At 68.3% G+C, this 21,282-nt stretch carries 21 protein-coding genes; 13 read left to right on the top strand and 8 right to left on the bottom strand.

Annotated features, from left to right (window positions below):
* Positions 1–134 precede the first annotated feature (134 nt).
* Together AAIL17_RS03550 and AAIL17_RS03545 are read left to right on the top strand one after the other, a co-directional pair.
* The gene (locus AAIL17_RS03550; protein ID WP_424681441.1) at positions 135–929 is read left to right on the top strand and encodes a methyltransferase domain-containing protein; all 795 of its coding nucleotides are present in this window, start codon (positions 135–137) and stop codon (positions 927–929) included.
* A 213-nt stretch (positions 930–1,142) separates the two neighbouring features.
* On the top strand, positions 1,143–1,649 hold the full coding sequence (locus AAIL17_RS03545) for a hypothetical protein (RefSeq protein WP_424681440.1): 507 nt from the start codon (positions 1,143–1,145) through the stop codon (positions 1,647–1,649).
* Positions 1,650–1,794: 145 nt separating this feature from the next.
* On the opposite strand, the gene AAIL17_RS03540 is transcribed toward AAIL17_RS03545, so the two are convergent.
* On the bottom strand, positions 1,795–3,906 hold the full coding sequence (locus tag AAIL17_RS03540; RefSeq protein ID WP_424681439.1) for an EAL domain-containing protein: 2,112 nt from the start codon (positions 3,904–3,906) through the stop codon (positions 1,795–1,797).
* 247 nt (positions 3,907–4,153) lie between these two features.
* Here AAIL17_RS03540 and AAIL17_RS03535 point away from each other — a divergent pair, with 247 nt between their 5' ends.
* The 5 genes from AAIL17_RS03535 to AAIL17_RS03515 all read left to right on the top strand — a co-directional run bounded on the left by AAIL17_RS03535 (position 4,154) and on the right by AAIL17_RS03515 (position 8,575).
* The gene (locus AAIL17_RS03535; protein WP_424681438.1) at positions 4,154–4,558 is read left to right on the top strand and encodes a hypothetical protein; all 405 of its coding nucleotides are present in this window, start codon (positions 4,154–4,156) and stop codon (positions 4,556–4,558) included.
* Positions 4,559–4,677: 119 nt separating this feature from the next.
* Positions 4,678–5,874, top strand: coding sequence for a serine hydrolase domain-containing protein (locus AAIL17_RS03530; protein ID WP_424681437.1), 1,197 nt, complete (start codon positions 4,678–4,680; stop codon positions 5,872–5,874).
* Between the two features lie 26 nt (positions 5,875–5,900).
* A complete protein-coding gene (locus AAIL17_RS03525; RefSeq protein WP_424681436.1) occupies positions 5,901–6,227 on the top strand; it encodes a hypothetical protein in 327 nt (108 codons plus the stop codon).
* Between the two features lie 106 nt (positions 6,228–6,333).
* Positions 6,334–7,467: a M23 family metallopeptidase gene (locus AAIL17_RS03520; protein WP_424681435.1), complete on the top strand. Its 1,134-nt coding sequence runs from the start codon at positions 6,334–6,336 to the stop codon at positions 7,465–7,467.
* Between the two features lie 121 nt (positions 7,468–7,588).
* A complete protein-coding gene (locus AAIL17_RS03515; protein ID WP_424681434.1) occupies positions 7,589–8,575 on the top strand; it encodes a VOC family protein in 987 nt (328 codons plus the stop codon).
* Between the two features lie 24 nt (positions 8,576–8,599).
* On the opposite strand, the gene AAIL17_RS03510 is transcribed toward AAIL17_RS03515, so the two are convergent.
* Positions 8,600–9,241: a dihydrofolate reductase family protein gene (locus tag AAIL17_RS03510; protein WP_424681433.1), complete on the bottom strand. Its 642-nt coding sequence runs from the start codon at positions 9,239–9,241 to the stop codon at positions 8,600–8,602.
* Between the two features lie 92 nt (positions 9,242–9,333).
* Here AAIL17_RS03510 and AAIL17_RS03505 point away from each other — a divergent pair, with 92 nt between their 5' ends.
* Positions 9,334–9,819 (top strand): GNAT family N-acetyltransferase, encoded by a 486-nt coding sequence (locus tag AAIL17_RS03505; protein ID WP_424681432.1) that lies wholly within the window; start codon positions 9,334–9,336, stop codon positions 9,817–9,819.
* A 10-nt stretch (positions 9,820–9,829) separates the two neighbouring features.
* On the opposite strand, the gene AAIL17_RS03500 is transcribed toward AAIL17_RS03505, so the two are convergent.
* Together AAIL17_RS03500 and AAIL17_RS03495 are read right to left on the bottom strand one after the other, a co-directional pair.
* Positions 9,830–10,957, bottom strand: a complete 1,128-nt coding sequence (locus AAIL17_RS03500; RefSeq protein ID WP_424681431.1) for a flavin-containing monooxygenase — start codon at positions 10,955–10,957, stop codon at positions 9,830–9,832.
* 106 nt (positions 10,958–11,063) lie between these two features.
* Positions 11,064–11,603: a DUF2058 domain-containing protein gene (locus tag AAIL17_RS03495; protein WP_424681430.1), complete on the bottom strand. Its 540-nt coding sequence runs from the start codon at positions 11,601–11,603 to the stop codon at positions 11,064–11,066.
* Positions 11,604–11,713: 110 nt separating this feature from the next.
* On the opposite strand from AAIL17_RS03495, the gene AAIL17_RS03490 reads away from it, so the two are divergent.
* Complete coding sequence (locus AAIL17_RS03490) at positions 11,714–12,532, top strand: helix-turn-helix domain-containing protein (protein WP_424681429.1); 819 nt, start codon at positions 11,714–11,716, stop codon at positions 12,530–12,532.
* A gap of 89 nt (positions 12,533–12,621) precedes the next feature.
* Here AAIL17_RS03490 and AAIL17_RS03485 read toward each other — a convergent pair whose 3' ends face one another.
* Together AAIL17_RS03485 and AAIL17_RS03480 are read right to left on the bottom strand one after the other, a co-directional pair.
* The gene (locus AAIL17_RS03485; RefSeq protein ID WP_424681428.1) at positions 12,622–13,404 is read right to left on the bottom strand and encodes a hypothetical protein; all 783 of its coding nucleotides are present in this window, start codon (positions 13,402–13,404) and stop codon (positions 12,622–12,624) included.
* A gap of 150 nt (positions 13,405–13,554) precedes the next feature.
* Positions 13,555–13,932, bottom strand: a complete 378-nt coding sequence (locus AAIL17_RS03480; RefSeq protein WP_424681427.1) for a YajD family HNH nuclease — start codon at positions 13,930–13,932, stop codon at positions 13,555–13,557.
* Between the two features lie 128 nt (positions 13,933–14,060).
* On the opposite strand from AAIL17_RS03480, the gene AAIL17_RS03475 reads away from it, so the two are divergent.
* The gene (locus tag AAIL17_RS03475; RefSeq protein ID WP_424681426.1) at positions 14,061–14,510 is read left to right on the top strand and encodes a CopD family protein; all 450 of its coding nucleotides are present in this window, start codon (positions 14,061–14,063) and stop codon (positions 14,508–14,510) included.
* A 49-nt stretch (positions 14,511–14,559) separates the two neighbouring features.
* Here the strand turns inward: AAIL17_RS03475 and AAIL17_RS03470 are convergent, their stop codons facing one another.
* The gene (locus AAIL17_RS03470) at positions 14,560–15,864 is read right to left on the bottom strand and encodes an alpha/beta hydrolase family protein (RefSeq protein WP_424681425.1); all 1,305 of its coding nucleotides are present in this window, start codon (positions 15,862–15,864) and stop codon (positions 14,560–14,562) included.
* Between the two features lie 699 nt (positions 15,865–16,563).
* Here AAIL17_RS03470 and AAIL17_RS03465 point away from each other — a divergent pair.
* Positions 16,564–17,313: a hypothetical protein gene (locus tag AAIL17_RS03465; RefSeq protein ID WP_424681424.1), complete on the top strand. Its 750-nt coding sequence runs from the start codon at positions 16,564–16,566 to the stop codon at positions 17,311–17,313.
* Here the strand turns inward: AAIL17_RS03465 and AAIL17_RS03460 are convergent.
* Positions 17,301–18,308, bottom strand: coding sequence for an NAD-dependent epimerase (locus AAIL17_RS03460; protein WP_424681423.1), 1,008 nt, complete (start codon positions 18,306–18,308; stop codon positions 17,301–17,303). The two genes, AAIL17_RS03465 and AAIL17_RS03460, sit on opposite strands and share 13 nt — an antisense overlap.
* A 247-nt stretch (positions 18,309–18,555) precedes the next feature.
* Here AAIL17_RS03460 and thrS point away from each other — a divergent pair, with 247 nt between their 5' ends.
* Together thrS and infC are read left to right on the top strand one after the other, a co-directional pair.
* Positions 18,556–20,457, top strand: a complete 1,902-nt coding sequence (gene thrS, locus AAIL17_RS03455; RefSeq protein ID WP_424681422.1) for a threonine--tRNA ligase — start codon at positions 18,556–18,558, stop codon at positions 20,455–20,457.
* A 45-nt stretch (positions 20,458–20,502) separates the two neighbouring features.
* Complete coding sequence (gene infC, locus AAIL17_RS03450) at positions 20,503–21,030, top strand: translation initiation factor IF-3 (RefSeq protein ID WP_424681552.1); 528 nt, start codon at positions 20,503–20,505, stop codon at positions 21,028–21,030.
* The last annotated feature ends 252 nt before the right edge of the window (positions 21,031–21,282 follow it).

The following is a 21,282-nucleotide window of genomic DNA, read 5'->3' as shown; positions in this document are numbered from 1 at the left end:
CTGAAGGAGTACCAGAGCGGACGCCGATGCGGCCCATCGCATCCACGTGCCGAGGCATCATTCCACCGTTGCGATGCCCCAGGTCACGATCCATCGCACTCAACCGGAAGCGTCGTACATCTTCGAGAACATCCATGCCCGAAACCGACTACCTCCTGGAAAACCGCAAGGCCGAAGCCGCGCAGCGTTTCGCGGCACTGTCGGCGTTGTTCGACCCGGCCACGCTTCGCCAGTTCGACGCCTGCGGCATGGCCGAGGGATGGCGGTGCTGGGAAGTGGGTGCCGGGGGATCGGCGCTGGTGCGGGCGATCGCGGGTCGCGTCGGGCATGCCGGGCACGTGCTGGCGACCGACATCGATGCGTCGTGGACGAAGGAGGCGGCCTCCGCGAACGTGGACATCCGCATCCACGACGTGGCGCTCGATCCGCCGCCTGGCGAAGCCTTCGACCTGGTGCACGCCCGGCTGGTGCTGGTCCACGTGCCAGAGCGGGAGCGCGCCCTGCGCAACATGGTTTCGGCCCTGAAGCCCGGCGGCTGGCTGGTGGTCGAGGACGCCGATCCCGCGCTGCAGCCCCTGAGCTGCATCGATGTCCATGGTCCCGAGCAGGAGCTCGCCAACAGGATCCGGCAGGGATTCCGGGCCTTGTTGTCGAGCCGCGGCGCCGACCTCGGCTTCGGCCGGACGTTGCCGCGCCTGTTCCGCCAGGCGGGCATGGCGGAGATCGCGGCCGAGGCGTATTTCCCAATCACCTTGCCCGAGTGCGCGCCGCTGGAAGTGGCCACGATAGCGATGATCCGGGACGACCTGCTCGGCCATGGCATCGCCACGGCCGAGGAGATCGAACGTCACCTGCGGAACGTGCGCGCCGGCGTGCTGGATCTTTCGCAACCGCCGATGATTTCCGTTCGCGGGCGCAAGCCACGGTAGTCATCGCCGATCGCGGACGCCGGGGCGTCGGCAGCAGTGGCGAGGCCAGGTCCCGGCGCTTTCCGGACGGCAAAAGGCGCCCAGACGATTTCGATCACTCTTTGACGATGCGGTCCGGCGCGACGCCCGTCACAGACGCTCCCATGGTTGGGCGCCTGGTTGTTTGGGCATACTTCCCGTCGGCCACGAAGGCCGGAACCAGGGGAAAACGCGATGAGGAAGTTCATGACGGCCGCGCTGCTGGCGTTTGGCATGTTGCAGGCTGCGCAGGCGGCCGACGCGGTGCATGTGCAGAGGCCGGTGCCTTTCAACGAGGACGCTGACGTGCCCGGCGCCGTCAAGCGCGAATGCAAACTGGACGAGCAGCTCGCCGATTTCGTGGCGCAGTACGCGCGCGAGAAGGGAATGACGGTGGAGTTCGCGCCACAGGTCACCGCGACCACGCCCGGCCAGGCGCTGGTGATGGAGATCACCGACGTGGTGTCGGAAGGCAATGCGTTCCTCGGCCACCACAAGTCGGTGACGGTGAAGGGCAAGCTCTACCGCGATGGCCAGCTCGCCGGCAGCTTCAAGGGGCGGCGCAATTCGATGGGCGGAGCGTTCGGCGGCTTCAAGGGCTCCTGCTCGGTGCTCGGCCGCTCGGTCAAGGCGCTGGGCGAGGACATTGCGGGATGGCTGGCTGCGCCGACCGAGGGCGCGCAACTGGGCGACCTGGAATAACGGGAGCGACCGCACGGAACTTGACCCATCAGGTTCGCGGTCGACTTGCCCGAAGGCCTCGGCCGGTGCAGGCAAGTCGTGGGCGGCAGTTTGCCGCCCATTCGTTCGAGGCCGCGAACGTCAAGTTCGCCTGCCTGGCATGCGCCTACAGCGCCCCGGTGATCTGCGCGGGCGCCACGGCGCGACCATAGAACCATCCCTGCGCGAGGTCGCATCCGATCTTTCCCAGGAACGCAGCCTGGCGGTCGCTCTCCACGCCCTCGGCCACGACGGTGAGGTTCAGCGCGTGGCTCATGGCGACGATCGCACCGATCACCTCCACCGCAGCCGAGTCCTCGGGGGCGCCGTCCAGGAAGCTCTTGTCGATCTTGACCACCGTGACCGGCAGGTGCCGCAGGTAGGCGAGCGAGGAGTAGCCCGTACCGAAGTCGTCGATGGCGATGCGTACGCCCAGCGCGCGGATGGCTTCCAGCGTGGCGCCGATCTGCGCTTCGCTGCCGACCAGCGCGCTCTCCGTGATTTCCAGTTCCAGCAGGTCCCCCGGCAGCTTCGCTTGCGCCAGGGCGGTCTGCACCGCCGAAACGAGTCCGGGGCTGGTCAACTGGCGGGCGGAGAGGTTGACGGCCATGCGCAGCGTGGGCGCGCCGCCGGCAAGCCAACTGGCCAGTTGCTGGCAGGCGGTGCGCATGACCCATTCGCCCAGTTCCTCGATCAGCCCCAGTTCCTCGGCGCACGGGATGAACTCGGACGGCGGCACCAGTTCGCCGCCCCGGCGCCAGCGCAGCAGGGCTTCGACGGCCTTGATCCGCCCGGATCGCAGGCAGTGCTGCGGTTGGTAGTGCAGTTCGAATTCCTCACGCTGCATCGCGTGGCGGATGGAGGCGCCCATGGTGACGAAGTGGCTCGCCTGCGCGCTCAGGCTCGCGCGGTAGAAGCTGATCGCGTTGCGCCCGTCCTGCTTGGCGCGTGACATTGCCGCGTCGGCGTTCTTCAGCAGCGTCACGCCGTCCTCCCCGTCATGCGGATACAGGCTCACGCCCACGCTCGCGCTGAGGAACACCTCCTCGCCCTGGAGCACGATGCCCTGGGCGATCGCCTGGCGCGCCTGTTCGGCCAGGGCGGTGACCTGGCTGACTTCGGCCGAGCGCAGGATCAGCACGAAGTCGTCGCCGCCGAGCCGGGCGACCGTGTCGATCGGTCCGGCCAGGGCCTGCAGCCGCTCGGCCATCTGCTGCAGCAACTGGTCGGCCAGCGGGTGGCCGAAGCGATCGTTGATGCGCTTGAAGTTGTCCAGGTTGACCAGCAGGACGGACAGCGCGATGCCGGGCTGCGCCAGGGCATGGTTGATGCGGTCCAGCAGCAGGTGCCGGTTCGGCAGGCGGGTGAGCGGATCGTAGTGGGCCAGGAACCGCAGGTCGCGCGTGCGCTTCTTGACCGCCCGCCGCAGCGAATGGACCCAGGCCAGCAGCAGCACGCCGACGAGCGCCAGCGCCGACGCGACCGTCTTGAAGAGGCCGGCGTAACCGGTCAGGTCGACGCGCTGGCCCATCCATTTGTCGTGCAGTTGCTGGCGTTCCTGCGAGGTGATCTTCGCCATGCCCTGCTGGACCAGCGCCAGGGTCGCCGCATCGCCCTTGCGGACGCCACGGCGGAAGCGGTCGGTGTAGAAGTCGAACGCCTTCACGAACTCGTCCTGGGCGTGCAGCCGGTAGAGGTAGTACTCGGCTGGCGAGCGGTCCATGCAGAAGATGCGGATGTCCCCGGCGCGCGCGGCGTTGATGATGTCGGCATAGCCGGTGTATTCGCGCATGCTCGACACGCCCGCCTGGTGCAACCGTTCCACGCAGGCATCGCCGCGCTGGACGCCGACCACGAAGCCCCTCAGGCCGGAGGCATCGGCGATGCCGGTCAGGTCGCGGTCGGCGTAGATGTCCGTTTCGACGGTGGCGAAGGAGCGCGTGAAATCCAGCCGGGCCGCGCGCTCGGGCGTGCGGAAGATCATGTCGATGACGTCGGCCTGGCCGGACCGGATGCGCTGCTGGGCGTCGGCCCAGTTGGTCGCCGTCAGTTCCACCTTGACGCCGGTTTTGCTCTCCCAGAGCTTCCATTCATCGACCACGTAGCCTTGCGGCTTGCCGTCGGGGCCGATGAACAGATAGGGCGGATAGTTGTTGTCGCCGACGACCCGCAGCGTCTTGCCGGCAACGGCGGCGAGCGGCAGGCAAAGCGCCAGTGCGAACACCGCGAACGTGGGCATTCTGGCCATGCTTCCCCCTCGTCCCTGATCCCGGCCAGAGTTAACCCACGAGCGGCTGCGGGTCAACCACAATCCGGCGGGCGAAGCGGACGCCGCCTTTCCCGGCAGGGCGGGCGTGCAGTGGCCGCGGGGCTCGCCAGGGACGCTGCCGCCAGCGACGCCGTTTCTTCCGGTTTCACTCTCCGCTGATAGCGCGGGACTATGCTGCTCTGACCCGCGGCGTACACCGCTCAACCGGAGGTGTGTCATGGCTACGAAATGGCTTCGTCTGGCACCGGCGCTCTTGTTTGCGATCGCCTCGCCACTGGCGGCTCATCCGAAGACAAGTGGCGCCGTGGCCAAGCAGGTCAGCACGGCCGCCGCCCACGCCGGCATGGCGCTCGGCGCGGCGGACCTGAAGATGGCGCACGCGCACCTGCAGCACGTCGTCAACTGCCTGGTCGGACCGTCCGGCGCGGGCTACGACGCCCAGCAGGAAGATCCATGCAAGGGCATGGGCCAGGGCGCGATGGTCGACGCCAAGGGCGATAGCGCGCGTGAGTCGCAGTTGCAGGCTGCGCTGATGCAGGCCCAGCAGGGCGTGAAGGCCACGACGGTCGACGAGGCCCACGCCGACGCGAAAAGGGCCATGGACACCCTTCAGGCGCATTAGCGGCACGCACCGGATGCGTGGGACGAGCCAGGGCAGGTATGGTGGCGGGTGAACGGTGCGGGTGACGCGGACTGGCATTTACGTCTCGCGCCCGCCGGCCCGCCCGAACGGAGCCCGTCATGCCCGCAAGATGGATCGCCTGCCTGTCGTTCCTGCTCGCCTGCGCCGCAGCGCAGGCGGGCGAGCCCGTCGCCACCGTGCGCGTCGCCTTCGATCGCGACGGCATTACCGCCACGCGGGTCCACGGCCTGGCCGACAAGGCCACCGGCCGCAAGGTCACCGCGGGCGACCCGGTGCGCATCGCCTCGATTTCCAAGCTGGTCACTACGCTGGGCGTGATGCGGCTGGTGGAGGCCGGCAAGCTCGACCTGGATGCGGACGTGTCCGGCCTGCTCGGCTGGCGGCTGCGCAACCCGGCCTTCCCGGATACGCCGATCACCCTGCGCCTGCTGCTGTCGCACCGTTCCAGCCTCACCGACGGCGCCGGCTACTGGCAGACGCCGCTGGGCGGCAGGCTGCGCGACATCGTGGAAGATCCGCACGCCTGGGACAGCGCGCATGCGCCGGGCACGTATTTCCGCTACACCAACCTCAACTTTCCGCTGGTGGCGCAGGTGATGGAACGCGCCACCGGCGAGCGCTTCGACAAGCTGATGGAGCGGCTGGTGCTGCGCCCGCTGGGCATCCACGGCTGCTTCAACTGGGACCGCTGCGACCCGGCCACCGCCGCCCGCGCCGTCGTGCTGTACGACCCCGACGGCAAGCCGGTGAAGGACGACAACCACGGCCGCAAGCCCGATTGCCCCGTGACGCCGGCCAGCGACGGCAGTTGCGACCTGTCGCGCTGGCGCGCCGGCGAGAACGGCGCGCTGTTCTCGCCACAGGGCGGCCTGCGCATTTCCGCCGATGGCCTGGTACGCATCGGCCGGCTGCTGCTGGGCAAGGGCACGCTCGACGGCAAGCGCTTCCTCGAGCCCGCCTCCCTCCAGGCGATGGTCACGCCGCAATGGACATACCGCCCCGGCAACGGTGAAACCTACGAGGAGGACACCGGCGACGTCGACAAGGGCTTCTTCTGCCGGTACGGCCTGGCGGTGCAGACGCTGGCCACGCCGGAGCAGGGATGTCGCGACGATCCGTTTGGCGACGGCGTGGCGCGCGTGGGCCATTCCGGTTCCGCCTACGGCCTGCAGGCCGGATTGTGGGTGGATCGCAAGAGCGGCACAGGTATGGTGTGGTTCGCCACCGGGATGCCGGACGAACGCGAAGGCGGGAAGTCGGCGTTCAGCGCGGTCGAGGAGGCGCTGGCGCACTAGGCCAGGGCCAAAGGGGGGGGAAGGGAATGCGAAAGACATCTGGCGCGATGCTGACGGTCATGTTGCTGGCGGGATGTGCTTCGAACGTGCATCCCGTGGTGAATCATCCGGCGGCCGCCGTGCGCGACGGCAGCAGCATGGACGACGCGATCGTCATCGATGCGGCGGACGAGCAGGAAGGCGTGAGGGCCGAGTACCGGTGGATCGCCGACCATTATCCGGGCTACACCCGCGGAAGCCAGGCGCTCCTGAGCGGCGGCGGGCACATGTACGACGCGATCGACTTCACGACCGCATCGGGAGAGCACGGGAAGGTGTACTTCGACATCACCGGGTTCTTCGGCAAGTTCTGAGCCGTCCGTACTCCGTTGATCCCTGCGATTGCGCCGCTTGCCCCCCGGCGATCGCGCGGGGCGAAGCGTCGGTGCATGGTGGCGGGCTCCTGGCCAGGAATCATCCATGTCCTCCATGACAAGCCTCTGGTTTGCCGGCCTCCTCGCCATCTCGTGGCAGGCGGGAACCGCAAGGCTCCAACAGTCGTTCGACCTGAGCGTTCCCGACACGCCGCACGCGACGAGGACCGATGCCGGCGAGCAGGTCTTCGAGGAACTGCACCTGACCAATTTCGCCGGGACGCCGCTGCGTCTCGCCCGCATCGACGTGGTGGATGCGCGCAGCGGGCGTGTGTGGGCGAGCTTCGCGGGCGATGCGCTGGCGGGACGGTTCGCCCTGATCGGTCCGCCGGGGCAGGCGTCGGGCGCCATCATCGCGCCTGGTCGCCGCGGCGTGGTCTATCTCGAATGGCCGACGCAGGGGCAGCACCCGCAGACGCTCGAGCACGTGGTGACCTATGCCGCGCTGTCCGGGGCGGCAACGGATACCGTGCGTGGCGGCCTTGCTGCCGTGTCGTACGACCTCGGGCCGCCGCTGGGACCGCCGCTCCGCGGAGGTCCGTGGGTGGCCATCCACGGCGCCGATTGGGCGCGCGGCCATCGCCGGGTCTTCAACACGGTCGACGGCAAGGCGCGCATCCCGGGACGCTTCGCCGTCGACTGGGTGCGCGTCGATGCGGCCGGCCATACGGTGCAGGGGGATCCGGACGTGCCACGCAACGCGCTGGGTTATGGCGCCGCCGTGCTGGCCGTCGCCGACGCCACCGTCGCCGCCGTGCGCGACACCATGGCCGAATCGCCGAGCGTGTCCGGCAATCCGAAGCACAGCCTGGACGAGGACGCCGGCAACTATGTGACGTTGCACCTCGACGACGGCCGGTACGTCTTCTACGAGCACCTGCGTCCCGGCAGCATCGAGGTCCAACCCGGCCAGCGGGTGCATCGGGGCGACGAACTCGGCGAGCTCGGCTTCACCGGTGCATCGACCGGGCCGCACCTGCACTTCCACGTGTCCGACGGACCGTCCACGGTCGGCTCGGAAGGCCGACCGTTCGTGCTCGAGGCCTTCGATCTGCTTGGACGCTACGAGGACATGGGCAGGCTCGGCAAGGCCGGCTGGACGCCGCGGCCAACGGGGGAGGCGGCCTCGCGTCGCGACGAATGGCCGGCGGAAAACGCGGTGGTCCGTTTTCCGGAATGAGCCGGGGACGGTTGCCGGAGAGGGCTGCGGCCGCCTGGCGACGCGTGCATGACCTCGCAGGTCATGGCGCCCGTGGTCCGCTGCTGCGGAAAATCGGCTTCCCCTCCCACAAGGCTTTCCCATGCGCCCGATCGTGCTGGTTTCGGCAATGCTCCTGTGTCTCGGTACCGCGCAGGCTTCGGCCCGCGCGCCCGCTCCGGCTCCCACGCGGCTCGACCACATCCTGCTGTGGGGGCGTGGCATCGACGAGGCGACCTCGGTGATGGCGGTCAAGCTCGGCTTCCAGGTGCGGCCGGGGCGCGATCCCGGCGGCGTCGCCAACCGGTACGTGCGTTTCGCCGACGGCAGCTTCGTCGAGCTGCTGGGCATCACCCGTCCGAATCCCGCCTTCGACCCGGGCATGAAGGAAGACCAGCAGGCGCTCAAGGGCGGGCCGGGATCGCGCACGTTCGGCTTCCGCTCGGCGGCGCTCGACGCGGTGTATGGCAGGCTCAAGGGGCTGCACTACGCGGTCACGCCCTTCTTCACCGGCCCCGATGGCGCGAAGCCGGGCTGGCGGTTGTTCGCGTTCGACCGCGCGCCGCTGTCGAGCAACACCTTCTTCATCGACTACGCCGCCGACTACGCGCCCGACCAGTTCGATCCGGGCAACGCCGGCGACTACCGTGTGACGCGCGAGCACCCCAACGGCGCGCGCGAGCTGTCGTCGATCTGGCTGGTGTCGGGCGATGCGGAAGCGGACCGCAGGCAGCTCGAGAAGATGGGTTTCGGCAACGCGGTCCCGGTGAAGCTGCCCCAGCTCGGCGCTGCGGGTTTCTGCGTGCCGGTCGGACCGACGGCGCTGCTTGCGCTGCAGCCGGACGGCAACGGCATCGCCGCGGAAACCCTGGCCAGCGGCGGTCCGCGCGTCCTGGGCGTGAGCTTCGGCGTGGCCGACCTGGGGCGGGCGCAGCGCTGGGTCGAGCGCGGCTACGAACGCAGGCTGGCGACCTATCGCGGCCTGTCCGGCGAATCCGTCCTCGCGCCGACGCGGGACGACCTGGGCCTGTCGATCGAGTTCCACGCGATCGTGCCGGGCAGGGCGCCGTGCGCCGGCGCGAACGGCTAGATCGGGCCGCCTCGCCGCCGCGGCCTATCGGGCGAGCACCACGTGCGTGGCCAGCTCGGTGGCGGCGTGCTCGACCACCCTGAATCCCATGGCGTGCAGGTCCAGCCCGGCGAACATCGCTTCACCACGGCCGAGCACGACGGGCGAAATGGCGAAGTGCAGTTCGTCGACCAGGCCTGCTTCGAGGTACTGGCGCACGGTGCTCACGCCGCCACCGATCTTGACGTCCCCGTCGCCCGCGGCGGCGCGCGCCTGCTCCAGCGCCGCCCCGATGCCGTCGGTGACGAAGTGGAACGTGGTGCCACCCTCCATCACGAGCGGCTCGCGCGGATGGTGGGTGAGCACGAAGGTGGGCGCGTGGTAGGGCGGGTTGTCGCCCCACCAGCCTTTCCATGACTCGTCCGGCCACGCGCCACGGACGGGGCCGAACATGTTGCGCCCCAGGATGAAGGCGCCGAAGCCGGCCATCGACCGCGCGGCGTAGGTTTCGTCCACGCCCTCCGATCCGTCGGCCAGCCCCTGCATTGCGCGGAAGGTGCGGGTGCCGAAGAACCACCGGAACGGCTCCGGGCCGCGCTTGCCGAGCGGGTCGTGCAGGCTTTGCTCGACCCCGGCGCCAAAGCCGTCGATCGAGAGGGAGAAACCGGCGACGCGAACCTTGCCCATGGCATGCCTCCTGGAATGGCGCTTGAGGTTAACCTGACGTCGTACGATCCGCTGCCGATTCGACGGCGGTAAGCCCGCCACACCGAATTCCCATGATCATCTCGCCAGGCCATCTCGACGATCCACGCGTCATCGCGCTTCTGCGCCTCCATCTGGAGAGCATGCACGTGCACTCTCCGCCGGGCACCGTCCACGCCCTGGACCTTTCCGCACTGAAGCGGCCCGAGGTGACGTTCTTTACCGCCTGGGACGGCGGGGAACTGCTTGGATGCGGCGCGTTGCGCGAGCTGTCCGCTGGCCACGGCGAGATCAAGTCGATGCGCACCGCTCCCGCGCACGTGCGCAAGGGGGTGGCGGCGGCGTTGGTGCGGCACATCCTCGAAGAGGCCAGCCGGCGCGGCTACCGCAGGGTCAGCCTGGAAACCGGTTCGGGCGACGCCTTCGACGGCGCGATCGCGCTGTATGGCAAGTTCGGTTTCGTCAGGGGCGAGGCCTTCGGCGGCTACGTCGCCACCGACTTCAACCAGTTCTTCCATCTCGACCTGCACGCAACGGAAGCCCAGCCGACGCTCCGCTGACCATCGGGCCTCAATGGCCGACGAGTGCGGCGATGCGTTGCGCCTCGATCCCTATCTCCCTCAGCTGCCCGGTCGGAGACGGGATCTGGCCGCAGAAGAACAGGCCGGGGTGTCCGGTGGGCTTGCCGGTGGCGCGTGGCGCGCCGCGCTCGTCGAGCGCGTCCGACGCTTGCGGAAGCAGGCCGCGCAGGTCGGCGCGGAAACCCGTGGCCAGGATCACGGCATCGAACGGCTCGGTGCCGTTCTCGCCCTGCGCGCCGGTGAAAACCACGCCGTCGGTGGTGAAGCGGTCGATGCCGCCGCGCACGCGGATGGCGCCTTGGCGGATCCGCTCCAGCGTACCGACGTCCAGCAGCGGTACGCGTCCGTCCTCGGCAATCATCCGGCGCGGGCCCTTGCGCGCGATGGCCAGGCCCAGTCCCCGCGTCGGGCCGACGGCAAGGCGGATCGCCGGCGCGTTGATCGCATCGGCCAGGCGCGGCGGCAACCACGCCTGGGCGATCGCCCAGGTGAGGATCGGCAAGCCGAGCAGCTCGCGCGGCAGGATGCCGACCGGACCGCGCACCGACAGCGTGACGTCCACACCGGCTTCCGCCAGATCGAGTGCGATCTCGCCGCCGGAGTTGCCGAATCCGACCACCAGCACGCGCTGGCCGAGGTAGGCCGCAGGACAGCGGTACTCGCTGCTGTGGATCACGCTGCCCTGGTATCGATCCTCGCCCGGCCAGCGCGGCCGATGCGGAAAGTCGGCCCAGCCGGTGGCGACGACCACCGCTGGCGCGGCGTAGCGGCCGGTGCTGGTTTCGGCGTGCCAGAGGCCCGCTTCGCGGTGCAGCGCCTGCACGTTGCAATGGAACGTGGGCGCCAGGCCGAAGTGCTCCGCGTAATTCTTCAGATAGGCCACGACCTGGTCGCGCGAGGGATAGCGCGGATACGTGCGCGGCATCGGCAGGCCCGGCAGGGCGGAATGACCACGGTCGGTGTGCAGGTGCAGGCGGTCGTAGTGGCGACGCCAGACCGACCCGACACTGCCTGCCTTTTCGAGCAGCAGGGTGGTCAGGCCACATCCGGCGAGCTGGGCTGCGCAGGCCAGGCCGGCCGGACCCGCGCCCACCACGATGACGTCCGCGTCGCTCATGCAGCACTCCGGCGAGTCTTCGCGGCAGCGTACGCCCAGACTCGCCCGTCAGGTACCGGTTCCTGCGGCTGCGGAAGGGGCCTGTGCGAAGTACCTCGCCCGACGGCTACCAGATCAGATCGTCGGGCACCGGGAACTGCCGATAGTAGGCATCGTCATCGTCGGCCGTGGAGGCGGGTTCCGCACGGCCGTGGTCGAGCACGATCAGGCCCGGGTCGCGTTCGTCGAGCTTGCCGGCGACGGCGCGCGGGACCAGTTCGTAGCCTTCGCCATGCCGCACGATCACCAGCGCGCCGCTGGCCAACTGGGCGCGCAGCCGTGCATCGACCCACAGGCTGGCGATGCGCTGGCCGTCGGCGAAGCGATAGGCGATGTCGCCGCTGCGTTCCACCTTGTGCGCCTCGATGATCTGCCGCGCCTGTGTGCGCAACTCGGCGGCGCGCGCCTGGGCGTTGCGCTCGGCGGCCAGGGCACGGTCGCGCTCGGCCCGCTCGGCCTGCAGCCGCTGCGCCTCGATCTGCTCGCGGCTGGGCCCGGCCGGCGCCTTGCCCTGTCGCTGCTTCGATTGCTCGCGTGCCACCTGGTCGACCTTGCCCTTCTTCACCAGGCCGGCCTTGAGCAGTTGGTCCTGCAGGGGATTGCGCATGGGAGAACGTGGCACGGTGTCGTCGGGAAGGCGGATTGTAGCGTCGCCTGCGCGACCGCCGCGTCCTTTGCGGGCATGATGTGGCGTCATTCGGCCATCCAGGAGTCTGCATGCCCGACATCCCCAAGGCACCGCGTCCGGCGCTCGGCGAGCTCCTGCGCGAGTGGCGCGCGGCACGCAAGTTCAGCCAGCTCGACCTGGCGCTGGCGGCCGACATGTCCACGCGCCACCTGAGCTGCGTGGAGACCGGCAAGGCGCGGCCGAGCCGCGAGACGCTCGCGCGCATCGCCAGCGTGCTCGAGATGCCCCTGCGCGAGCGCAACGCGTTGCTGCTCGCCGCCGGTCACGCGCCGGAGTATTCCGAGGAGGGTTGGGGGGCGCCCGCGCTGGAACGGATGCGGCAGGCGGTGGAGCTCATCCTGGCCCACCAGGAGCCGTATCCCGCCTTCGTGCTGGACCGCCAGTGGAACGTGCTGATGGCCAACGGCGCCGCGGCGCGGATCAACCGGTTGCTGATGGACGGGAGGGAGAGCCGGCACGGCAACCTGCTTCACCAGGTATTCGATCCGGCCGATTTCCGTGCGGTGATCGTCAACTGGCCCGAGGTGGCGGAGAAGTTCCTGCACCACCTGCACGCACAGATCGTCGCCGCACCCACCGACCCGATGCCGCGCATGCTGCTGGAGGCGGTGTCGGCCTATCCGGGCGTGCCGTCGCTCGGGCGGCTGCAGGGAGCCCAGGCGCCCGCGCCGGTGCTCACCCTGGTGTTCCGCAGCAGCGTCGGCGAGCTCAAATTCTTCGAAACGATCACCACCTTCTCCATGCCGCGCGACGTGGCGCTCGAGGAGTTGCGGATCGAGTCCGCGTTTCCCGCCGACGACAGGACCGCCGCCGTTTGCGCGCAACTGGCGAGGCAGCAGGCGGCCTGACGTCGGATGAGCTCGCGGGTCGTTACCCGAAAGCTGGCGACGTCCCGGGCCCGCCGCGCGATGTGATGGGGTGCCGCCAGTCGCGACCGTCAGCCGTGCTGAAAGCGCCGCAAGGCATGTTCGTAGAGACGCAGGTCCAGCGCGTTTTCCTCCTGCAACCGGTCATACAATTCCCGGCCCAACGCCGTTTCGATGTCCCGCAGCCGCTCGTCCAGGGCCGCCTTCCTGCCTTCGCTGCTGTTCTCGACCGTGTACTGGCCGGGCAGGCTGCCTATGTAGGGCGAGAGCCAGGTACGCAGCCGGTCGAGCGAAGCGCCAAAGCGCTCGACCAGTCCGAAGAACGGCAGCGCGTCCAGGCGGGCGCAGGCTTGCGCCAGGTCGGTAGGCGTTGCGCGGGCCGTTCGCATGTCCGCTTCGCGGGCGCTCAGGTGGGTGGTCTGGAAATCGCGGATCACCGCCCCGTTGCCCGGAGTGAGGCGCCACCTGACGTAGGCCGCAAAGTCCTGTTCCCGCGCGATGCGCGCACCGAGGCTCGGGCTGTCCGGCGGTTGAAGCCGCTCGAACTCGTAGACCGAGCCGACCCGGTCAATCGGATGGCGCAGGAACAGCACCGGATGGAAGGCCATGTCCGCCGCCTCGGGCACGGGAAGTCGCGCCTGGTGGCTCGAAATCGCGCGCAGATCCGGATGGGCGCGGGCATAGTCGGCAATGTCGGCCGGTGTCAGCGTTTCCCATGGATGGGCGCCCTCGACGGCGCCGCAGGCGTCGCCGAAATGGTTCTGCAGCACCGTATCGATGGTGGTGCCGGCGTTCTTGAAGAGGTGGTAGTGGACGACGATGTGTCGCATGGGTCCGTTCGATGGCGCCGCCATCCGATCCGCACCCTGCGGATTCGGAACGTTCGGTCAGGCGTGGCCCGCGAGTCTGTGGCCTTGTCGCGTCCGAGGCAAATCGGGCGTTCGATTCTGCCTGGCCGCGGTAGCGTGATCGCCGGAAATGCAGTGCCGGCCAAGCGCGTGGATTCAGCGCTTGCCTTTGGCTTCCAGCATCGCCTTCAGGTCGGCGAACGGGTTGCCGGTGGCGGGCGCCTGGGCGGCGGTCTCGTAGCCGGCGCCGCGCACGTGGTCGATGTAGCGCGAGTGCTCGTTGTCGTGGCAGTACACGCACAACAGTTCCCAGTTGCTGCCGTCGGGCGGGTTGAAGTCGTGGTCGTGGTTGCGGTGGTGCACGGTCAGCTCGCGCAGGTTGCTGCGGGTGAACTCGCGCCCGCAGCGGCCGCAGACCCACGGATACATCTTCAGGGCCCGCTCGCGGTAGCCAAGCTCGCGCTGCTCGGCAGCACGGCGGGCTTCGGCGACGATGCGGTCGAGCTTGGCGGAATCGGGTGTCTGCGGACTCATGGCGCCGGATTATGCCAGCGGCCAGCCCCATCCGATGCGGTGAGCCGTGACGGGCGCGGCGCGTGGCAAGTGGAGCGCGCCCTGCAGGGTGCGCCACAATGGCGAGGTCTTCCCCTGGGCCCTCGACCATGACCTATTTCTGGATCAAGTCCTTCCACCTGCTCTTCGTCATCGCCTGGATGGCGACGGTGTTCTACCTGCCGCGCATCCTGGTGAACGTGGCCGAGGCGGGCGATGACGCTTCGGTGCGGGCGCGCCTGTTGCTGATGGGCCGCCGGCTGTACAAGTTCGGGCACAACATGTTCGGCCTCGCCTTCCTGTTCGGGCTGGTGTTGTGGCAGGGCTGGCGGGTGTTTCCCGCGACGCTTCCGAACGTGGTGGCGGGGATGCACTGGATCGACCTCAAGCTGGGCCTCGTCGCGGTGTTGCTGGCTTACTTCGTGGTGGTCGGCCGGATGCTGAAACGGTCGGAGCAGGGCGGGGCGCTGCCCTCGACGGTGGCGTTGCGCTGGCTCAACGAGCTGCCGGTGGTGGTGTTGCTGGGCGTGATCTTCCTGGTGCTCGCCAAACCGTTCTGAAGCGCCTGGGCATCCGGAGGCGCGCATTGCCACTTCGGCGTGTGAAACATCAGCGGGCCGCGGATCCGTCCTGCCCGGACGGATTCTGTCCACGGGATGCGGGAGCCGTCGGTGCGCCCGTCGGAGGCCGGGTGATGCGCGCCTTGCCGTAGTCGCCCTGCAGCCGTCCGGTACGCGCAAAGTCGGCGAGCATGCGGAAGTAGTCCGGCGGATAGACGGTGGAGATGCGCTGGCCGTCCTTGCCGGTTTCGAACCGGGTCATGCCGTGCTCGGTGTCCGGATAGAGCGCAAGGGTGATCGGACGGCCGCGGGCGATCAGCCCTTCCAGCCGGCGTGAGGTTTCGGCACTGGGCGCTTCCAGATCCTGTCCGCCGAGAACCCACAGTTGCGGCGTCGCTACGGCTGCCAGCGTCGGCATCGGGTCGTAGTGGAACGGCGTGCCGAAGCGGAAGGCGGGCGCCGCCTTGGCGAGGATGTCGTGCCGGCTCAGCGGCAGGATGAACCAGGTGTAGTTGCCGTGCACGTCCTTGTACCAGGGTTCGTGGCGGTACCTGGCGCGGATCGCGTCGAAGTCGTCCAGGCCCTCGGTGAAGCCGCTGGCGAACACCCGCTCGGCCGCCGCGCCGATCGCCTGGGCCTTGGCGATGACGTCGGGACCGTAGCCCTTGAGCCGCATTTCGAGCGCGATCTCCTGCTGGTCCTCGTCGATCACCGACACCGCCAGGCCGAAGCTGACGATGGCGAAGTCGACGCGCTCGCGGCGCGCGGCGATCGGCACTACCCATCCGCCCTGGCTGCCGCCCTGGTAGCCGATGCGGCCCAGCCGTGCACCGGCCAGGCGGCGTGCCTCGTGCATTGCCGCGATGGCGTCGCCGGCGAGCAGGTCGAAATCCTGCGTGTAGCTTCCGCCCGAGCCGCCGGTGCCGCGCTTGTCGTAGACGAAGGCGCCGACACCCTGCGCGGGCAACAGGCGCTGCAGCGCGTAGATGCTGCGCGCGGAGGCATGCTCGGCACCGTGCACCAGCACGACCACCGGCACGCGCGCATGACCCGGCGGAAGCAGCAGCCGGCCGACCAGCCGGGTGCCGTGCGAAACGAAGCTCGTCTCGGTGATCTGCAGCGGCAGGCGCCGGCCAGGCTGGCCGGCGAAACGCAGTCCAGCGGCGGGGCAGGCGTCGAACGTCACCTCGATGCCGTCGGGGCGGCCGGTCCAGCCGTAGCTGCTCTGCCAGCGACCGGGGGCGATCTGCTTCAGTGCACCGGTACTGCCGTCGAGCTTGCGCCAGCGCAGCGTACCGCCTTCGGCGGCCGTGACGTCGACGACCTGGCCGTCGGCAAGGCGGTACGCGCCCACCTGGCAGGGCTCGGAAGCCTGGACCAGCCGTGGAGCCGTCGCGGCCACAAGGCAAAGGAGCAGGGCAAGCACGGGATGCAAACATGGGCGACGGGGCATGGCCGGCTCCGCTGGGGGAAGCGATGGGTGTGTCAGCCAGGAGACATCAACCGGGTGCGCGGTTGCGTTTCGCGGTCGACCCGCGACCCCGTGTGGCGGCCGTCCCGGTCAAAGGCCTCGGGTAGGCCGGGTCGCCCTCGCAGGGCTCGTGCCTGTCGAGGGCGTTGATTGCACGCGTCCATGACTTTTCTCGACCGGCGATTTACGTCGACGGGTATCTAATCGGCGAACGGTGCAACGGGAGTGCTGCGCCGTTTCCGTTCCAGTCAACGTAAGGTCCCGGCATACCGCGAGCGCTTGCGCATTGTGGCGGCACGAGCGTTCCCGGTATGACGGGTTTCCGGAATCCATACCGCAGCACCCCGCATTCATCGCGGGATGTGTGATCGCGTCATACGAAAACGCCGGGACGTGGCCACGGCGCCCCCGGCGGGCTTCTGCCGCTCGTTCCCAAGCGCTGCGCCTCTGCGCCCGGGACTGGCTCTTGGCTCGAAGCATGGAGCAATGCGTGGCCCGGTGCGAATGGTCGAAGCTGGCCCGCGGCGTCCGCCGCACGCTGGTGCCGCCGTCACGGCGGCCCACCCTTCCGTGGTTCGACCCATGAACATCTTCCATCCAGCCACCTTCGACGATTTGAATCAGGCGCGGAAGATACGGATGCGGAATGCATTGATCGCCGCCGCCGCCCCCGCCGCATTGGCCCTCCTCGAGATATTCCATCCGCATCCCGGCCACCATCTGCTCGCGCTGGACGTCCGCACCTGGCTGGTCGTCCATTACTTCCAGGTTCCGCTTTTCGCCATGTCGGCCTTTTCCGTGGCGAGCCTGGTGCATGCGCAGGTTGGCTTGCCCGCGCAACTCTGCCGCACCGCCTTGTTCGTGTTCGCCTTGTGCTTCGTGGTTTTCGATACCGCGGCCGGACTGGTCGTCGGCAGCCTCGTGGAAGCGGCGCATGCCTCCGGAAGGCCGGATGCGTGGCAGGCACCCATCAATGCCATCTGGACGCACCCGATCCTGGGCGGAACCAATCATCCCCTGCTGGCCCTGGTCGGGCGGATGTCGTTGTTCGTCGGCACGATGTCGGCCGCCGTCTCGCTGTACCACGCGGGACGGCCCTGGCGGCCGATCCTCCTGCTCGCCCTTTCCGGCGGCGTGATGTACGTGTTCCCCGGGCATTCCTGGCCAGGCGGACCCCTGACCTTCGGCACCATGGCCGTGGCCATCGCCTGGCTGCATGCGGCGCGGCCGCGGATGACGCTGGATCAGTGGTTTCCCGGCATGCGCGGGCAGGATCCGGAGAGGCGCCCGGCCCCTCGCGCCAGCATCCGCGACAACCGTCAGCGTCCGTGATACTGCCGATACCAGTCCACGAAGCGGGCGACGCCGTCCTCGATCGAGGTGTCCGGTGCGTAGCCGACGTCGCGGCGCAGGGCGGACACGTCGGCCCAGGTGTCGGGCACGTCGCCGGGCTGCATGGGCAGCAGGTTCTTCTCCACCGTGCGGCCGAGGTTGCGCTCCAGCAGTTCGATGAAGTGCAGCAGTTGCACCGGCTGGTCGTTGCCGATGTTGTACACGCGGTAGGGCGCGCTTGACGTGCCCGGAGCGGGCCGTTCGGGATCGTAGGCCGGATCGGGTCGCGCCGGATGGTCCAGCGCGCGGACCACGCCCTCGACGATGTCGTCGATGTAGGTGAAGTCGCGGCTGTGGTTGCCGAAGTTGAACACGTCGATCGGCTCGCCACGGCTGATGCGATCGGCGAACAGCATCGGCGACATGTCCGGCCGGCCCCACGGGCCATACACGGTGAAGAAGCGCAGGCCGGTGGTGGGCAGGCCGTAGAGGTGGCTGTAGCTGTGCGCCATCAGCTCGTTGGCCTTCTTGCTGGCGGCGTACAGGCTCACCGGATGGTCGACCGCGTCCTCCACCGCGAAGGGCATCTTGCGGTTGGCGCCATAGACCGAGCTGGAGGAGGCGTAGACCAGGTGTTCGACCTTGCCGTGGCGGCAGCCTTCGAGCACGTTGAGGAAGCCGTCCAGGTTGCTGCGCACGTAGGCGCGCGGATTCTTCAGCGAATAGCGCACGCCGGCCTGCGCGGCCAGGTTCACCACGCGCAGCGGCTGGAAGTCGCCGAAGGCGCGGTCGATCGCCTGCGCATCGGCAAGGTCGGCGCGCAGGTGGGTGTAGGCCGGGTGCTGGGCGAACTGCGCCAGTCGCGCTTCCTTCAACGACGGGTCGTAGTAGTCGTTGTGGTTGTCGATGCCGAGGACTTCGTCGCCGCGCGCGAGCAGTCGCTGGGCGAGGGCGGCGCCGATGAAGCCGGCGGTGCCGGTGACGAGAATGCGCATCCGGTACGGTTCCTGTGGTGGACGGGGCATTCTAGCGGGCGGAGCCGTGAGGACCGGGGCTACGCGCGCTTCACCGGCCGGGTTCTTCGGCTAGACTAGGGACTCTTGCGGATGACAGGTGGCCCGCGCGTAAGCGCCGGTCGAGCGTGCGACATGGCAACTACCACTTTCCATCGCTGATCCCACGACGCCTTTGTTCCGTACAAAAAGGGCGTTTCGCCCTTTTTTGATTTCCGGGGTTCCATCCATGATCGAAGTGACTCTCCCGGACGGCAGCAGGAAGCCGTTCGACCATCCCGTGACCGTGCAGGACGTGGCCGCCTCGATCGGTGCCGGCCTGGCCAGGGCGACGCTCGCCGGCAAGGTGGACGGCAAGCTGGTGGACTCAAGCTTCCCGATCGACCATGACGCCCGCGTGGAGATCGTCACCGAGAAGAGCCCCGAGGCGCTGGAGATCCTGCGCCATTCCACCGCGCACCTGCTGGCGCAGGCCGTGCAGCGGCTGTACCCGGGCGCGCAGGTCACCATCGGCCCGGTGATCGACAACGGCTTCTATTACGACTTCGCCTACGAGCGGCCCTTCACGCCCGAGGATCTGGTGAAGATCGAGGCCGAGATGGAGAAGATCGTCAAGGAGGCGCTGCCGGTGTCGCGTTCGGTGAAGTCGCGCGACGAGGCGGTGAAGTTCTTCCGCGGCCTGGGCGAGGTCTACAAGGCCGAGATCATCGAGTCGATCCCCGCCAACGAGGAACTCTCGCTCTACACCCAGGGCGAGTTCACCGACCTGTGCCGCGGCCCGCACGTGCCCAGCACCGGCAAGCTGCGCGCGTTCAAGCTGATGAAGGTCGCCGGCGCCTATTGGCGCGGCGATTCCAGCAACGCGATGCTGACCCGCATCTACGGCACCGCCTGGCTCAACGACAAGGACCTCAAGGCCTACCTGCACCAGTTGGAGGAGGCCGAGAAGCGCGACCACCGCAAGATCGGCAAGGCACTGGACCTGTTCCACCAGCAGGAAGAAAGCCCCGGCATGGTGTTCTGGCACCCCAACGGCTGGGCGATCTGGCAGCAGGTCGAGCAGTACATGCGCCGCGTGTACCGCAAGAGCGGCTACCAGGAGGTGCGCTGCCCGCAGGTGCTGGACGTGTCGCTGTGGAAGAAGTCCGGCCACTGGGACAACTACGCGGAGAACATGTTCTTCACCGAGTCGGAGAAGCACACCTACGCGTTGAAGCCGATGAACTGCCCGGGCCACGTGCAGGTGTTCAACACCGGCCTGCACAGCTACCGCGAGCTGCCGATCCGCTACGGCGAGTTCGGCGGTTGCCACCGCAACGAGCCCTCCGGCGCGCTGCACGGCATCATGCGCGTGCGCGCCTTCACCCAGGACGACGGCCACATCTTCTGCACGCCCGAGCAGATCGAGCCGGAAGTGACCGCCTTCCACCAGCAGGCGATGCAGGTGTACGCCGACTTCGGCTTCCAGGACATCGCGCTGAAGATCGCGCTGCGCCCGGACAAGCGGATCGGCTCGGACGAGGTCTGGGACCGCGCCGAGGACGCGCTGCGCAAGGCACTGTCCTCCGCCGGCGTGCGGTGGGAGGAACTGCCCGGCGAGGGCGCCTTCTACGGTCCGAAGATCGAGTACCACATGAAGGATTCGATCGGCCGTGCCTGGCAGGTCGGCACCATGCAGGTGGATTTCATGATGCCCGAGCGCCTGGGCGCCGAGTACGTGGACGAGAACTCGCAGAAGCGCCATCCGGTGATGCTGCACCGCGCGATCGTGGGCTCGATGGAGCGTTTCATCGGCATTTTGATCGAGCACCACGCCGGAAATCTGCCGGCCTGGCTGGCGCCAGTGCAGGCGGCGGTGTTCTCGATTACCGACGCGCAGGCCGGTTATGTCCGCGAAGTGGCGCAAGCCCTTGTCGACAAAGGCTTCCGGGTCCAGGCCGATTTGCGCAATGAAAAGGTCGGCTATAAAATCCGCGAGCATACGTTGCAGAAGGTCCCTTATCTCCTCGTGGTCGGTGACCGCGAGAAGGAAGCGGGGGCCGTTTCCGTGCGTACGCGTTCCGGCGAGGACCTGGGCAGCATGCCGCTGGCCGCCTTCGTCGAACGACTTGAGGCCGAAACGCGGCGTTGATGTTCCGCGTGGCCTAATCCAACAACTCTTCTGGAGGATAGTGGTATCGCTACCACCGACAACAAGGGCAATCGCCGTAACCTCGAGATCCGCGTACCGCGCGTACGCGTGATCGGCGCTGATTCGGAACAGCTCGGGATCCTGTCCCGCGACGAAGCGCTGGCCATGGCGCAGGAAGCAGGCATGGATCTGGTCGAGATCCAGCCCAACGGCGACCCGCCGGTCTGCCGCATCATGGATTACGGCAAGTTCAAGTTCGAAGCCCAGAAGAAGGCCCAGGCCGCCAAGAAGAAGCAGAAGCAGGTCGAGATCAAGGAAGTGAAGTTCCGTCCGGTCACGGATGTGGGCGACTACCAGATCAAGCTGCGCAACATGCTTCGCTTCCTGGAAGAGGGCGACAAGGTCAAGGTCACCATCCGCTTCCGCGGCCGCGAGATGTCCCACCAGGATCTCGGCCAGAACCTGGCCAGGAAGATCCAGGAGGACGTCGGCGACAATGGCCAGGTGGAATCCTTCCCCAGGCTGGAAGGGCGCCAGATGGTCATGATGATCGGACCGAAGAAAAAGCAGTAAAAAAAGCGGCCGCCAAGGCCGCTTTTTTTTTCCTTCGCCGTCGACTTTGAACCCTCTCCCCTGCGGGGAGAGGGCAGGGTGAGGGGTCGGGGCTCGCGGGAAAGGTTGGCGTGAAGGGCGCTTGAGAAAGTCACGTCCTGGAGCGGTTTCCCCGCAAGAGCGGCCCCTCACCCCAACCCTCTCCCCGGAGGGGAGAGGGAGCGGATCGCGATGGTCCACGGTTCCCGAAAGTAAAGTAGTGATGAAAAGGCG

Source organism: Frateuria sp. YIM B11624, from assembly GCF_049727805.1.
In the GTDB taxonomy this organism is placed as follows: domain Bacteria; phylum Pseudomonadota; class Gammaproteobacteria; order Xanthomonadales; family Rhodanobacteraceae; genus Frateuria_A.
This window is presented reverse-complemented; position numbering and strand designations above follow the sequence as displayed.